The 15,722-nt window shown below is 46.0% G+C and carries 8 protein-coding genes and 1 other annotated feature; of the genes, 1 reads left to right on the top strand and 7 read right to left on the bottom strand.

What is annotated here, in order from left to right; all coding sequences use genetic code 11:
- Window position 1: 1 nt before the first annotated feature.
- From NYE72_RS08075 to pheS, 3 genes are all read right to left on the bottom strand, one after another.
- Complete coding sequence (locus NYE72_RS08075; protein WP_076101561.1) at window positions 2-2,092, bottom strand: hypothetical protein; 2,091 nt, start codon at window positions 2,090-2,092, stop codon at window positions 2-4.
- 199 nt (window positions 2,093-2,291) lie between these two features.
- Window positions 2,292-4,736 carry a phenylalanine--tRNA ligase subunit beta gene (gene pheT / locus NYE72_RS08070; protein WP_036683558.1) on the bottom strand — a complete coding sequence of 815 codons (2,445 nt, stop codon included), beginning with the start codon at window positions 4,734-4,736 and terminating at the stop codon, window positions 2,292-2,294.
- A gap of 182 nt (window positions 4,737-4,918) precedes the next feature.
- Window positions 4,919-5,953: a phenylalanine--tRNA ligase subunit alpha gene (gene pheS, locus NYE72_RS08065; RefSeq protein WP_036683561.1), complete on the bottom strand. Its 1,035-nt coding sequence runs from the start codon at window positions 5,951-5,953 to the stop codon at window positions 4,919-4,921.
- A 60-nt stretch (window positions 5,954-6,013) separates the two neighbouring features.
- Window positions 6,014-6,299: a binding site (T-box leader), on the bottom strand.
- A gap of 589 nt (window positions 6,300-6,888) precedes the next feature.
- Between pheS and NYE72_RS08060 the strand changes: the two genes are divergently transcribed.
- Window positions 6,889-8,502 carry a sensor domain-containing diguanylate cyclase gene (locus tag NYE72_RS08060; protein ID WP_076104004.1) on the top strand — a complete coding sequence of 538 codons (1,614 nt, stop codon included), beginning with the start codon at window positions 6,889-6,891 and terminating at the stop codon, window positions 8,500-8,502.
- A 62-nt stretch (window positions 8,503-8,564) separates the two neighbouring features.
- Here the strand turns inward: NYE72_RS08060 and pulA are convergent, their stop codons facing one another.
- The 4 genes from pulA to ptsG all read right to left on the bottom strand — a co-directional run bounded on the left by pulA (window position 8,565) and on the right by ptsG (window position 15,480).
- Window positions 8,565-10,952, bottom strand: a complete 2,388-nt coding sequence (gene pulA, locus NYE72_RS08055; RefSeq protein WP_339211689.1) for a type I pullulanase — start codon at window positions 10,950-10,952, stop codon at window positions 8,565-8,567.
- Window positions 10,953-11,331: 379 nt separating this feature from the next.
- Window positions 11,332-13,044, bottom strand: coding sequence for a phosphoenolpyruvate--protein phosphotransferase (ptsP, locus tag NYE72_RS08050; RefSeq protein WP_036683566.1), 1,713 nt, complete (start codon window positions 13,042-13,044; stop codon window positions 11,332-11,334).
- Window positions 13,037-13,312, bottom strand: coding sequence for an HPr family phosphocarrier protein (locus NYE72_RS08045; protein WP_036683569.1), 276 nt, complete (start codon window positions 13,310-13,312; stop codon window positions 13,037-13,039). Before NYE72_RS08045 ends, ptsP begins: the two co-directional genes overlap by 8 nt.
- Before the next feature lie 98 nt (window positions 13,313-13,410).
- A complete protein-coding gene (gene ptsG, locus NYE72_RS08040; RefSeq protein WP_036683572.1) occupies window positions 13,411-15,480 on the bottom strand; it encodes a glucose-specific PTS transporter subunit IIBC in 2,070 nt (689 codons plus the stop codon).
- Window positions 15,481-15,722 lie beyond the last annotated feature (242 nt).

The following is a 15,722-nucleotide window of genomic DNA, read 5'->3' as shown; positions in this document are numbered from 1 at the left end:
TTCAACTGTCCTGCTCGATCAGTTGAATCCATTCATTATATTCATTTTGCAGCTTGGCATATTCCTCTTTAAGGTTACGATGCTCGTCCGTAAGCTTGTCAAGCTCTTCCTGACGCATTTCAAACTGGACCTGCAACAAACGAAGCTGTCCTTGAACCATTTCATAGCTTTCACCAACTTCACCTAACTGCTGAAGCACCTCGCTACGTTCACGATCAATAGCTTCCTGCTTCATCTCAGCCTCGCCGGCTTCCTGCTGCCAAATGTCGATCTCCTCGCGCAGCTTCGCTTCGAGATCCGTCCACTGCAGCTGCCGATCGGATAGCTCCTCGTACTTGTGCTTCCAAGAAGCTCCGTACGCCTCTGCTTCCTTCAGCACTTCCTGTTGCTCAGCAACAGTAGCAGCGGCTTCACGACTAGCTTCAGACAGCTCTTCTAAGCGTCGTGTTGCCTCTTCGCCTTCTTCCTGCAGCAGTTGATATCTTTCCTGCAGGCGTTCTCCTTCTTGCAGTACATCATCGTATTGAGCAATCAATTCCTCATAACGCACACGAAGCGCAGACAGCTCCTTCTGAACCTGCACACCTTGCTCCCGAAGTGCCGCTGTTTCGCGTTCTGCATCTGTACGAAGCTGAACCTCCTGATCCAGCTGCTGTACTAATCCATCGGCTTGCCCACGTAGCGTGTCGATCTCTTTCTGAAGCAACACGGATTTCTCCTCAGACTCCAGCAGATTCATTTCCAGTTCACCAATATCTTCCATACGTTTATCCGAAAGCTCCTGCCAGTTAGCCGCCTCTGCTGCTGATCCCGCAAGTTCTTCCTGAACACGGTGCAGATTCTCACTCGTCTCCTGTAGAGACGCTCTTAGCTCTGTCGCTTCATTCTGTGACTGTTGATAACGCTGGCGTAACTCTTCCAGCTCCTCATTCAACAGTGTGCCCAGCTCAGTAGCTGTGCGCAGCTCTTCACTGAGCTGTTCTTCACGTTTAACAATCGCTTCATATTGTCCAAGCAGCGTCTGTCTTGCATCTCGCTCACTCTTAAGACTGGCTTCAGCCGCCCGTAATCTGGACTGAAGTTGCCCGGTCCCACCACGAAGCTCCGCCAGCTGTTTCTCCAGCTCTTGAATGCTTTGCTTATGTCTATGCTCTTGAGTGCCTTGTGACTGCCGCAGTTCCTTATTCTTGGTTTGCTCCCGCTGCAGTGCTTCACGTTCTTCCGCCAGCTCTTTGCCCAACTTCGCTTTGGTACTCTCAAGCTCTTTACCTAAGGTCAACTTGGTATCCTCAAGCTCCTTACCCAGCGTCAATCTGGTATCTTCGAGTTCTTTACCTAATGTAGACTTGGTAACCTCAAGCTCTTCCTCCAGTGTTGACTTGGTCTCGGTCAGCTCAAGCTGCAGAGCAGACAGCGTGTCTGTCTTCTCCTTGGTCAGCGTCTCTCGGATGTTCTCCAGCTCTTGCAGATGAGCAGCCTTCTGCTCCTCCAGCTGCTGCAAGCGGATGGCTTCCGCCTTCGCCAGTTCCTGCCGCTGTTGTTCACGACTAGCTGCCCGCTCTTCTTCGTAGCTTGTCCGCAGTTCTTGCAGCTCTATCTCGCGCTCAAGCAATTCTTCTTCCAGCTTCTTGCGTGCAACTTCCACAGCTTGTACTGCCTCCTGAAGCTGCTCCGCATGTACCTTGCGTTCATTCTCCTGAATCTCCAAATGCCGCTTACGTTCTTCCTCAGCAGCAGCAATCAGTCGCCCAGCCTCTTCTTTGGCCGCAGCTTCAAGTCGCTCAATTTCTTCTTGCCGCTCCCGCTGTACCTCCAGCAGGCGAGATACTTCCAATCGCAGTTCACTGCGTTCACCTGTCATCATGTTTAGTTCATTTTTGAAGTCCTGAACCTGAATAGCCTGCTCCGCCATATGTACAGCTGCAAGCACCGCTATACGCGGTGTGTCCAGTCTGGTGTGTGATTTAGAAATCGTGCGCATATGTTCATCAACATAACGGGCCACTTGTTTCATATATTCAGTACTGCTTCCGACGAGTTTATAGGAAGTTCCGTATATCTCCACGGCGACACGTGTCCGGTCCATAGCCACAGTTGTGCCCTCCTTTGTATGTGTGCGGATTCTAAGCTAGTTTCACTTCTTCTATTGTAGCTTTTTTGGTAAGCATTTGGCAAAATCCCTAATATTCAATAGATTATGGCTGATATTCTCCGCTTTGCACTCTACCTAGAAAAAACCGCAGCGAATCTCAGTTTCTAAATGGATTCGCTGCGGCTTTACACAATTCCTGCTACTTTCTTAATTCTGCACCAAAAGTTTGTTGAAGAGATGCTAATACCTTCTCATGCACCTCTCCTACTTCTTCATCAGTCAATGTATGTTCACTATGACGATACAGCAGTGAGATCGCGATGCTCTTCTTTCCACTCTCCAGCTTACCGCCAGTGTACACGTCAAATACCTGTACGGACTGGAGCAAAGTACCTCCGTTATCACGGATGGAAGCCAGCAGATCGCCCGCTGGTACAGCGGAATCCACGACCACAGCAATATCCCGTTCCATTCCCGGGAAACGCGGAAGCTCATTATATTGCAAACGGCTTTGCGCACTTTCATATAACGGCTGCAATAAAATTTCTGCCGCATAAGTATCCACCAGATCCAGCTGTCTTTGCAGATCCGGATGAATCTGCCCCATCGTTCCGATCTTCACACGGCCCTCGTTCCCGAGTAAATATACCGATGCGGAACGCCCAGGATGAAATCCTTCTGGACTGTCTCCCACATAGACGATTTTATCAGTCAGCCCTAAATGAGCAAATACCGTTTCCAGCGCACCCTTCAAATCAAAGAAGTCCACAGGCTGTGCCGAAACATTCCATTGCTTCACTGTTAAGCTTCCGCTAAGCAACAGCCCCAGCACTGGCAGTTCGCGTGGTTGGCGAGTCAGCTGTTCTTCATCCGTGAAGAAGACGTTGCCGATTTCAAACAATGCCAAGTCGCTTTGACGACGATTGGTATTGTAGCTGGCAATATCCAATAGTTGCGGAAGAAGGCTGGTACGCAGTACGCTGCGTTCTTCACTCATCGGCATAGCCAGCTTCACCGCTACTGCTCCTTCTGATAACGCAGGGAACATTGTGCTTTGTTGCGGCTGGATGAAGGAGTAACCCATCACCTCTTGGTAACCGCCATGTGACAATAAGCGGCGCAGTTCACGACGGAGCGCTTGCTTGTGAGTTAGTGCTCCTGGCGTTGTAATTCCTTCAATTAGAGTCGTTGGAATATTGTCATATCCGTACAGGCGGGCAATTTCTTCAATAAGATCAACATCATAGCTGATATCGCCACGTCTGGTTGGGACTTGAACTTCAATCAGCCCTTGTGCGGTATCTCCGCATTTGAAGTGTAGACGGCCAAACAATGTCTTCACTTCCAGCAAGGACAAATCCGTTCCCAGATAACGATTCAGTTTCTCTAAGGACAAGGTGAGAACCTTCTCTTGAACAGCGTCAGTTCCTGCTTGCACGATGCCTTCATGGACCGATCCGCCAGCATAACGTGCAATCAGCACTGCTGCACGGTTCAATGCAGGAATAACTGCACTTGGATCCACTTCCTTCTCGAAACGAAGGGAGGCCTCAGAGCGAAGTCCCAATTGACGCGAGGTTTTACGAATCGTACCACCATCAAACTTAGCAGATTCCAGAACAAGGTTTACCGTCTCAGCAGTAACCTCTGTATCCCGTCCACCCATTACTCCGGCCAGACCTACAGCTTTAACTCCATCAGCGATAACGAGCATTTGCGGCTCTAGCTTACGCTCTTGACCGTCAAGTGTAACCAAAACTTCACCTTCATGGGCAAGACGAACGCCGAGTTCTCCACCTTGCACTTTATCTGCATCAAAAGCATGCAGCGGCTGTCCATATTCCAGCATCACGTAATTGGTAATGTCCACGATATTATTAATTGGACGAACCCCAGCAGCCATCAGACGATTCTGAATCCACAGCGGTGATGGTGCAGGTTTAACACCTGCAATATAACGAACTGCATAATGGCTGCAGTATTCTTCATCTTCAATCTTGACGGAAATGGAATCCGCAGCAGGACCACTGATCTCAATAATTTCGCTTTTTGGATCAGGCAATTTAACTTCTCGCCCAAGAATCGCACTTACTTCATAAGCAGCACCAATCATACTGAGGCAATCCGAACGGTTCGGAGTCAGATCGAATTCCAGAATCTCGTCATCTAAGCCGAGGACCTTGGAAATATCCTGACCAATCTCTGTCCCTTCAGGCAGCACAAGAATACCTTCTTGTTGCTCTTTTGGAAGCAATTTATCATTCAGTCCCAATTCTTTGGCCGAGCAGATCATCCCTTGCGATAGGACGCCGCGCAGCTTGGCTTTTTTGATATCCAGTCCTGGCAGCTTAGCACCGACCAGTGCTACAGGTACAGTTTGACCTGCAGCTACATTTTTTGCGCCGCAGACGATTTGTAGATCCTCATCTTGGCCCGCATCCACGATACATACGTTCAGCTTGTCGGCATCAGGATGTTTTTCCTTTGATTTCACATAGCCGGTTACGATGCCGGAAATGCCTTTATTGCGGCGCTCTACGCCGTCAATCTCAATGCCGGCAGCGGTAATCTTCTCCGCTAGCTGTTCGGCGGTTACTCCTTCAATCGATGTATAATCAGCCAACCATCCGGTTGATACTTTCATATCCGCTCACTTCCTTTATGTTTCAGATGTATTTATTTCACTGTCGTTCGTGCTGCTTCCTGTGGAAGAACGGATGAAGTGCACTCAATTTCAGCTACACACTATTAAGGACGGTCCCTACAAGGAAATCAAATGCTCCAAAACCCATTCTCCAGCCACTATCAGCTAGCGCACCACAATAACTAAACGCCCTTGAACTGCTTCACAAAACTCATATCATTACTATAGAAATGACGGATGTCATCGATGCCGTATTTAAGCATTGCAATCCGCTCTACACCCATTCCGAAGGCGAAGCCGCTGTATTCAGCAGGATCATAGCCACCCATTTTCAGTACATTCGGGTGTACCATACCTGCGCCAAGGATTTCTAACCATCCACTTTGCTTGCATAGTCTGCAGCCATCGCCACCACATTTGAAGCAGCTTACGTCTACTTCAACACTTGGCTCCGTGAATGGGAAAAAGCTCGGACGAAGACGAATGCCTGTATTCGGTCCAAACATCTCCTGCACAAATTGTTGCAGGGTGCCCTTCAGATCACTCATTCGAATGTTACTTCCAATGACCAAACCTTCGATTTGGTGGAACTGGAAGGAATGCGTTGCATCATCATCATCACGGCGGAATACTTTACCCGGACAGATGATTTTAACAGGAGCTTCACCGTTCATAGCCTGCATAGTACGAATCTGTACTGGCGAGGTTTGAGTGCGCATTAGCAGGTCATCTGTTAAATAGAAAGAATCCTGCATATCACGTGCCGGGTGATTCTTAGGCAGATTTAGAGCTTCAAAGTTATAATAATCGGTCTCCACTTCCGGACCTTCAGCTACACGGTAGCCCATGCCGGTAAAAATATCCTCAATCTCCTGTACGACTCTGCTAAGCGGGTGAATGCCCCCTTGCTGTAAACGGCGACCCGGTAAGGTTACGTCTACTTTTTCAGCCTGCAGACGTTGCTGGGTTTCCTGCTCTTGAAAAGCCTCCTGCTTCGCGCCGATAATCTCCTCAATAGCACTGCGAACCTGATTCGCCACTTGCCCGATTACCGGACGTTCCTCAGCACTAAGTCCTCCCATACCGCGCAGAACCTCTGTAAGCTCACCTTTTTTACCGAGATACTTCACTCTTAAATCATTTAGTACCTGCGGATCCATAACCTCCTGCAGCTTAGCCAGCGCTTCAACCTTCAATGCTTCCAACTTCTCTTTCATGGCCGTGTACAGCCCCCTTCAATCATTGTCTAGTTCAACAAAAAAAGGCCTTTCCTCCCGGTAAGGGACGAAAAGACCGTGGTACCACCCTTGTTAGACAAGCTGATCTGTTCCCCTTAAGAGCTTCATTCCCTCTTTTGGCTGGACAGATACCTATCTCACTTTATACAGAAATAACGGTCTGTGACCGGTATCCCCTACCCTTCCCTATTAGACAGCTTAAGGAATTCAGGGAACTGCTCCGGAGTGAACTTCGACAGCTCTGCTTCTTAGAAACGCTCTCAATCCGCGGCGTCTCCTCCCTGTAAGTCAGGCACTGTGTACTCTTCTCCATCACTGCATTTCACAATTCATGCTAATTGTCAGGTATCTCTTTACTACAAGAGATATGTCTCTTTATTATATGCAAAATCTGTCGTTTTGACAAGTTGGATTGGCATCGGAGCGGGCAGGCGTGATTTTTGGAATGATGCCTGCTAACAAAGCCGCACGACTTCACCCCATTCACGCACTGCGTAACGAATAATGAATGATTAGCTTTCCTGTAGTCATTATGACTAAGGGCAGTTTTTTTCAGCAGCTGTAAGCCGTATCATTTATGATCGAGTGGGGTAATAGGATCCATCGGTTTGAATATAGATAATTCAATAGGCCCATACATTAAACTTTAAATTTTGTCTTTTGGATTATTATGAGTAAAGATTGCTCTATAAGCAGCACGTCCTATATACTTGATATACTAGAAACTACCATTTACTCACACGTACACTTTCCTATGTTTTCCCACTATGTATACAACACCTCTTTTATTCCCAAAAGCACCTTCAAACATCAGTGACTGAGTTAAATTACGCCTGACCATAGATTGACTTCTGCAGGTTCTACTTAAGCAGCAATAGATTTACTTAATCATCTTATACAGGGAGAAGATGACTGTGGCAGGGTTCTTCGAATTCAAGGTAACACGCAAACTATTCTATGTCTTCGCTGCAATCTCCGTCCTTCTGGTCGGGATCAGCGTGTCCTCGCTACTCTATTTAAATCACACTATTAATAGATTGTCAGATTCTCTTTATGATGATATATATCAGAACTCTAAGCTCATACTGAGCGCCGATCGTGATCTGCATCAAGCTGCTGTAGCCTTGCAAATCGCAATGGGTCCAAACCTAACAGCCGCGGAAGGTGAACAGTTCACTACGGAGTTTATAGATAATAATCTTCAAGCGCAGGAACGAATAAGTCTAGCAAGAGCAAATATCAACGCTATAAAAAAACCTTACAGTGATATGAAACAAAGTGGAATTATCCTTTCCGAATTAAAAAACGAGCTGCGCTCCTTCGAAACTACCATTGTCATGTGGAAAAATTCAGGGCATACGCTAATAACGGAACGGACGAAGAGTAGCTGGAATCCGGATTCATATTCTGCGCTCACCCTAAACTCGCAATTCAATGAAGCTAGAGCACATCTCGATCAAGCAGAGGACTTGATTGGCAACTACGCCTTGCAAGTAACGGACGGTTTTAAGGATAAAAAAAGCGCTTTGTTCTCCCTGTATTCGCTCCTCTTACTTGTGTTTCTCCTGGTCATTATTTACCTTGGACGCAAAATCATCTGGCTCCAGAATGAAATGCTGGAAGAACAAACACTTTATCAGCTAATCGGTGAAACCATGTCTGATTTCATTATTTTGACGGATCCTAACGGGTTGATTCTATACGCTTCCCCCTCACACTCCAGTATTCTAGGCTATGTGCCTAAAAAAGGAGATCCGTTATCCAACTACATACGTGAACCAGAGATTGCCTGGGCTAAATTAAAGAGCGTGGTTCAGGGAACCCCGCGCATTTCAGAACTGCGCATGCGTGGAGCAGAAGGCCAATGGGTATGGCTTGAAACTAAGGTGTCACCTGTTCTCGGCAGCCGTAAATTCCCAGCACAATTCATGCTGTTATCTCGAGAAATTACCCAGCGAAAACAATACGAAGAACGACTACATAAGCTAGCCTTCTATGATCATTTAACAGCGATTCCCAACAGGGCTCATTTCAAAATGTATATGGAGAACCTTATCACACAACCCGGAGAACGGAAGCAAAAAATTGCACTGGCCCTGCTGGATTGTGACAGATTCAAGCAGCTAAATGATACCTTAGGCCATCTGGCTGGAGACGAATTTCTTCAGCTGCTCTCCCGTGAACTTCAGCATACAGTCAAAGGAATAGGTCAGGCCTTCCGGATCGGCGGAGATGAATTCGCAGTTGTACTGCATCGATTCACTTCTCCAGAGATGCTTGATGAAACGCTGCAGCGGTTACTTAAACTGTTCAATAAGTCTTGGTCTGTTGATAACGGGTCCAGCTTCCACACCTCCGCGAGTATCGGAGTAGCTTTATTTCCTGAACATGGAAGCAGTATCAATGAACTGCTGCGTGCCGCCGATTTGGCGATGTACCGCTCCAAAGACCATGGTGGCAATAAAGCCAATCTTTACTATGAGCTTGTGGACGAAGAGTTTGCTGACCAGACCATTGTAAAACCATAAAACCAAATAAAAAGCTGTCTCAGGATACAATCAACCCTGAAACAGCTTTTTTTGTATTGCCACTAACTGCTTAACCGAAGATGATCCTCTGAAATCCCATCAATCTCCTGATCACGATCCCGGACTAAGACCTTGGTTAACTCTCCATTCGTAGAACAATCAATGAAGCGGTCTCCGTCTCCATCTTTTTCTTCCCAATCATTAAGCCGCAAAATATATCCGATGGATTGGGTATCTGGCAGCACTTCGATGCGGGCTACTGCACGCCCGTTCTCCATATATCGGAAATCGCATTGTCCATCCTGGATTCCTGTATCCCAAACCCAAAGATTCCAGCCTTGGTAATTCTGATCAGGGCGTTCATAGTGTATTTCGATGATTTTAGAGCGTGGGGCTGGCTCACCACATTCATCATAAAGGACCATCATCGACAACCCTTCCACTTCTACCTCATTGCCTTCGATTCTGCGGATGGCTTCTATCCCGGCACGGGTATGGTCTACTACTATACTCCACCCGTTAGAAATCTCAGGAAGAGCCACCGTCATTCGATCATTATTAGCATTGAAGATAACGGTTATATTGTTCCAAAGATCGCCTCCTGCATGGCCTCTAAGAAGATACGATACTATTCCGCCATCACATCGCAGAAATTCCAACGAACGTTCAATTTCCTGGCGGCCATGCAGACGAAATGCCGGATGTGTGCGCCGCAGCTCGATCAGGCCTTTATAATATTGAAATACGGGCTTAAATACGCTTTTCATATTCCAGCGGATCGAGTTGATCGCGTCACCGCTGCGGTAGCTGTTATGATCCCCAAATTTACTGCGCAGGAGCTCATCTCCAGCATGCAGGAAAGGTATCCCTTGCGATGTCAGAATAATTCCGTTAGCAAGCAAGGAACGACGTACAGTTTCATTACCGAGAATGTTCTCCGGATCTACATTCACGTATGGATTGGCAAGGGCCACTGCATCTTCAATATCCTCGTTATCCATGTTGGCGATTACCGGAAAATCAGCTTTCTGGCTCCCCCCTTGAACGATAAGCAACTTATCCCATAAATTCAAATTATCATGGGCAGTTACATAGTTCACAGATTCCACAGGCGAGTCCGTAAACTCATGAATTGCTCCTTTAATTCCGGCTGCAATAGCACCTTCTTTGCCGTATTCGCCTGTCACGAACCCTCTTCCGAAGCCATCACTATCCCCTTTGATCGCTGAACGAAAGTTATCGTTGAAGACAGCATAACCCTTGCCCCGTTGTACACCTTTTAGCGTTTTAGTGGCCAGCGGAGAATCTCCACCCGTCCAAGGTTCACCGTAAAGCAACAGATTCGGATTCACTTCTAGACGGAGCTCTTCCGTAATCTCCCGCATGGTAACACTGTCCATCAGACCCATCAGATCAAACCGGAAACCATCGATATGATATTCCGCAGCCCAATAAGATAGGGAGTCCTTAATAAATTTTCGGACCATCGGACGTTCTGTAGCCAGCTCATTGCCAACCCCGGAGCCATTCGACAAACGTCCCATAAAATCGCGGCGATAGAAATAATCTGGGACAAGCGGCTCAAAAGGTCCATTCTCCACAGCATAAGTGTGGTTGTAAACGACATCCATAATTACCGCGATCCCGCGGCTGTGCAAGGCCTGCACCATCTCTTTAAATTCACGGATCCGCAAGCCAGGATTGGCAGGATCGGTGCTGTAAGATCCTTCAGGTACATTATAATGCTGGGGATCATACCCCCAATTGTAGTCCACATTAGCTATGGAGGAACCCCGATTAACCACCTTCAGCTCATCCACGGTCTGAAAATCAAATACCGGCATCAGATGAACATGGGTAATCCCTAATTCAGCCAGATGATCAATCCCCACTGTATTTCCTGCCGGATCCTTTAATCCAAATTCGGTAAATGCTTTGAATTTACCCTTATAATACATACCAGAGCTCTCATGTGAGGAAAAGTCACGAACATGCAGTTCATAAATCACTGCGTCGGCAGGATGCTGTAACGGAGGCGCTACATCCTGATCCCAATGTTCTGGATTCGTATCCTGCAAATTAACGATTGCCGATCTTAAACCATTAGCTGATACGGCTGTTGCATAAGGATCTACTGCTTCTGTCACATTACCATCTGCAAAAACAGCACGGTACATATAATATTTCCCTTTTAGATCACCTGATAACTTGGTCTGCCAGACTCCGCCATTACTACGCTGCATATATACAATTCGACCACTGTCCACAACACTCTTATGTGACTCAGCATTCAGTCGATAACCACCTGTTTCGTACAGGACAAGGGACACAGCAAGAGCCGTAGGTGCCCAGACTTTAAAGACACTGTACTCCGTTGAATACGTCAAGCCTAAATCCTTACCCTCATAGACTTCCATCATCAATTCTGCATTTATATAATTTTTACTCATGAATTAACACCATCCTATGGCTCCCCACCTAACCTGTGGGGTTGCTTATAAGTCCATATATTACCAATTCATTACATATTAATACTTGCACAGCGCTGCAAGTCGGCAAATGGAGTATAAACTTTCTATGGATCCTTACTATTATATGTACGACATATTTATAGGTTTGGGTTCCTTATCGACTTTATGCTCATTACTAATACTATCGGTATAGACATCTGCGCAATAAAGAAAATAAACAGTGAACAGTAAATGAGGTCGAATTAAAGTAAATTATAGATTAAAAAACATAAAAAAGCCGACCTCCAGCCATCGGAAGTCGGCAATAGTAGTTGGAAAACAGTAGAACGCTAAAACGGATTAATGCATGCGTAAAAAGTTACTTAGCGATACTTTGAACAAGTGCAGCTACTTCTTCAGCCGTGCCAAGCTGCAAAGCTTTTGCAGCCAAATCCTTCATGTCGGCAGCCGACAATTTAGAAATTTGACTGCGCGCTGGCAGAATGGAAGTTGCACTCATGCTGAATTCGTCAAGACCAAGACCCAGTAGCAGCGGAATAGCTGTTGCGTCACCAGCCATTTCACCACACATCCCTGTCCATTTACCTTCTGCATGGGCTGCATCAATTACATTTTTGACCAAACGCAGGATGGCTGGATTGTAAGGCTGATACAGGTAAGATACCTGTTCATTCATACGGTCAGCAGCCATTGTATATTGAATAAGATCATTCGTACCGATACTGAAGAAATCAACTTCCTTAGCAAACTGGTCAGCCAGTACAGCAGTTGATGGAATCTCAACCATTATGCCGAGCTGAATGTTGTCTGATACTTCCTTACCTTCTTCCCGAAGCTTAGCTTTCTCTTCGAGCAAAAGATCACGCGCAGCACGGAATTCACCAAGCGTAGCTATCATAGGGAACATAATGCGAAGATCCCCGTGAACACTTGCTCTAAGTAATGCACGTAGTTGAGTACGGAAAATATCCTGACGATCCAAGCACAGACGGATCGCACGGAAACCAAGGAAAGGATTCATTTCCTTCGGAAGGTCCAGATAAGGCAGCTCTTTATCGCCACCGATATCCAGGGTACGTACGACTACCGGCTTACCCTTCATGTTCTCAAGTACAGTACGGTAGGCGTTATATTGGATTTCCTCAGAAGGCAGCTTATCGCGACCCATGTAAAGGAACTCAGTGCGGTACAGACCTACACCTTCGCCACCATTCTCAATTACACCATTCACATCATTTGGTGTACCAATATTGGCAGCTAGCTCAACATGTTTACCGTCTGCTGATACTGTTGGTTCGTCGCGAAGTTTCTTCCATTCTGCGATTTGCAAGTCGTAAGCTTCCTGCTTGCGAGTGTACTCTGCCACTTCAGCTTCGCTAGGATTGATCAGAACGTCCCCATTCAGACCATCGACAATCACCAAATCGCCAGAATTCACTTCGGACAGAACCGTTTTAGTTCCAACAACCGCTGGAATTTCCAAAGAACGTGCCATAATCGCAGAGTGGGAAGTCCGTCCACCAATGTTCGTTGTGAAGCCTTTAACGAACTTACGATTAAGCTGTGCTGTATCCGATGGTGTTAGATCTTGAGCAATCACGATTACTTCTTCACTGATTTCTGCAGGACTTACATAATGAATGCCCAGCAGGTGGTTCAGCAAGCGCTTGGTAACATCACGCATGTCAGCTGCACGTTCCTGCAGATAGGCACTCTTCATATTTTCGAACATCTCAATGAATTGCGTAGCCACTTCGTTTAGCGCATAGTCCGCGTTAACCGATTCCTCACGGATTTTATCAATTACAGGATTGATCAGCTCTGGGTCATCAAGAATAAGCAGATGTGATTCGAAAATCTCAGCCTTTTTCTCTCCCAGCTCTGCCAAAGTACGCTCTTTAATCGTTTGCAGCTCCACTCTTGATTTGGCGAGTGCATCATTCAACTTAGCGACTTCTGCTTCAGTATCACTGATACCTGTCTTCGTAATCGTATAATCCGGATGTTTCAGGATAAAAGCACGGGCTACTGCAATCCCTGCTGAAGCCGCGATTCCTGAAATCTTATTCATGGATTTCCCCTAGCCCTTCTTTAATCATTACTTCTTGAAGAGCGTTCAAAGCTTCTGCTTCTTCGCTTCCTTCAGTAATCAAAGACAAAGTATCTCCAGCTTCAAGACCCAATGACAATACGCCAAGAATGGATTTCAAAGTTACTTTTTTACCTTTAGCTTCTGCAAATGCTTCTGTACCTTTGAATTTTGTTGCTGTATTTACCAAGGCAGTTGCTGGACGTGCGTGAATTCCATCTTCATCGACAATTCTGAATGTTTTTTGCATAATATTATCCAACTCGCTTTCTGTTATTAGAGTATTTTAAATTTATAGTGAAAGCTTCGCTTCCTTGTATGAACAAGGAAGCATCGGCCCTTGCACTTTTACTGAATCGTAATGATGTCTTGGTCTCCTATAGAAACCTTACCCGGCTTCTTCAATGTTACAGAAGAGCCTTCTGGTAAATTCGAGAAAATAACAGGTGAGATTACAGAAGGTGCATGTGCTTTTACATACTCTAAATCCACTTCCATAATCGGTTGCCCAGCCGCTACAAGATCGCCTTCTTCAACTAATACCGTGAAGCCTTGACCTTTAAGCTTAACCGTATTAACCCCAATATGAACGAGCACTTCCTTGCCTCCGTCAGACATAATACCGATGGCATGTTTGCTCGGGAACACGTTAAATACCTTACCGTAAACCGGTGAAGCAATCTTCCCATCTTCGGATAGGAACGCGAAGCCATCGCCCGTCATTTTTTGGGAGAATACTGGATCTGGCACCTCTGTGATATCCAACAATTCACCGTTTACTGGAGATACGATATCTTCCTTGATAATCGCTTCACCAGCTTCACCTGCCTGTTGTTCTTCTTCTGGCTCTGGAGTAACCACTACTGGAGCTGCTGAAGCCGCAGGTGTCTTTCCGTTAATCACATCTTGAATCTGCGATTTAATCGTGTCTGAACGTGTGCCAAAAATCGCTTGAACGTTATTACCCACTTCCAGCACACCTGATGCACCAAGTTTCTTAAGACGGTTCTTGTCTACGCCTGCCTTATCTTTAACTTCAACACGAAGGCGGGTAATACAAGCATCTAGATGAGTGATGTTTTCTTTACCACCTAGAGCGGACAAAATGTTCCGCGGTAGATCATCACCGGCTCTGGAGACAGACTCCGTATTCACTTCTTCTTCTTCATTCGTATCTTCTTCACGACCCGGTGTCATAAGATTGAATTTCCGAATTACAAACCGGAAGCCGAAGTAATAAATTAAGGCAAGGGCCAGACCTACCGGAATGACCAGCCACCAAGCTGTACGGTTCGGGATAATACCGAATAGCACAAAATCTATAAAGCCACCCGAGAATGTCATTCCGATTTTAACATCCAGAATATGCATAGTCATAAAGGACAGACCTGCAAACACAGCATGTACAGCGAACAGCAATGGAGCCACGAATAGGAACGAGAATTCGAGCGGCTCAGTAATCCCTGTCAAGAACGATGTCAATGCCGCGGAAATCATCAAACTTCCGACGATCTTTTTATTCTGAGGTTTAGCTTCATGATAGATAGCCAAAGCCGCTGCTGGAAGACCAAACATCATGAATGGATATTTACCCGTAGTAAATGTCCCTGCTGTGAAGTCTACTCCATCGCGAAGCTGCTGCATGAAGATCCGTTGGTCACCACGTACCAATTCTCCTGCTTTATCAACGTAGGTACCAAATTCATACCAGAATGGAGAGTAGAAAATGTGATGCAGTCCAAAAGGAATGAGCGAACGTTCGATCGTTCCGAAGATAAACGCTGCAAGCGTTTTGTTTGTGTCAATCATACTTTGTGACACATAGTTCAGACCATGTTGAATAGGTGGCCATACTATTGTCAGTAACAAGCCCAAGATTAGAGCTGTTACCGCCGTCATAATCGGTACGAAACGTTTACCTGCGAAGAAACCTAGGTAAGAAGGAAGCTCAATTTTGAAGAATCGCTTGTACATGGCCGAAGCCAATATACCGACGAGTATACCTCCAAACACCCCTGTTTGCAGTGTTGGAATCCCTAATACGCTGGCATACGAGAAGTCGCCTTGGCTCAGAACGTAATCATTAACACCAATAACTGTACCCATCGTAATGTTCATTACGAGGAAACCGATAATGGCAGCTAGACCCGCAACACCTTCACCCCCGGCTAAACCTATCGCAACCCCCACCGCGAAGAGTAAGGCTAGATTATCAAATACAATTTGTCCTGAATTCATCAATACGTTGGCAACAGCCTGAACAACATGGTTCTCCAGTGCTGGAACATATTGCAGGAAGTCTGGGTTTACCAGCATGTTTCCTATTCCAAGAAGCAAACCTGCCGCAGGCAGAATAGCTACTGGAAGCATCAGAGCTTTACCAACTCTTTGTAAAACACCAAACAACTTTTTAAACATTTAGGTTACTCCTTTCATTAATTTCACTAAAACAGATGCCAAAAAAGGCATGAGCAACACAGTATAGAAGTTGTAATCTAACGCTATCGTTAGATTGCCCCAAGAAGGGGGTTAACAACCAAAATACTGTAATTCACTCATGCCTGATCGAATCAGTTACACGCTCGATATTCTGTTTTGTTGATGACAGTGAACATTGTAGCATCGTTTTTTTTAAGTAGCAAGCGTTTTTTTTGAAACCA

It is taken from the genome of Paenibacillus sp. FSL L8-0333, from assembly GCF_037965665.1.
GTDB lineage: Bacteria > Bacillota > Bacilli > Paenibacillales > Paenibacillaceae > Paenibacillus_AQ > Paenibacillus_AQ odorifer.
Note: the sequence above shows the minus strand (reverse complement) of the source record. Positions and strands in the feature narration are given on the sequence as shown.

Bases quoted from the DNA above. Each gene is read 5' to 3' on its own strand.
- pheT (WP_036683558.1), bottom strand. From the start codon at position 4,736: ATGAAAGTATCAACCGGATGGTTGGCTGATTATACATCGATTGAAGGA.
- pheS (WP_036683561.1), bottom strand. From the start codon at position 5,953: ATGAAAGAGAAGTTGGAAGCATTGAAGGTTGAAGCGCTGGCTAAGCTG.
- pulA (WP_339211689.1), bottom strand. From the start codon at position 10,952: ATGAGTAAAAATTATATAAATGCAGAATTGATGATGGAAGTCTATGAG.
- ptsP (WP_036683566.1), bottom strand. From the start codon at position 13,044: ATGAATAAGATTTCAGGAATCGCGGCTTCAGCAGGGATTGCAGTAGCC.
- NYE72_RS08045 (WP_036683569.1), bottom strand. From the start codon at position 13,312: ATGCAAAAAACATTCAGAATTGTCGATGAAGATGGAATTCACGCACGT.
- ptsG (WP_036683572.1), bottom strand. From the start codon at position 15,480: ATGTTTAAAAAGTTGTTTGGTGTTTTACAAAGAGTTGGTAAAGCTCTG.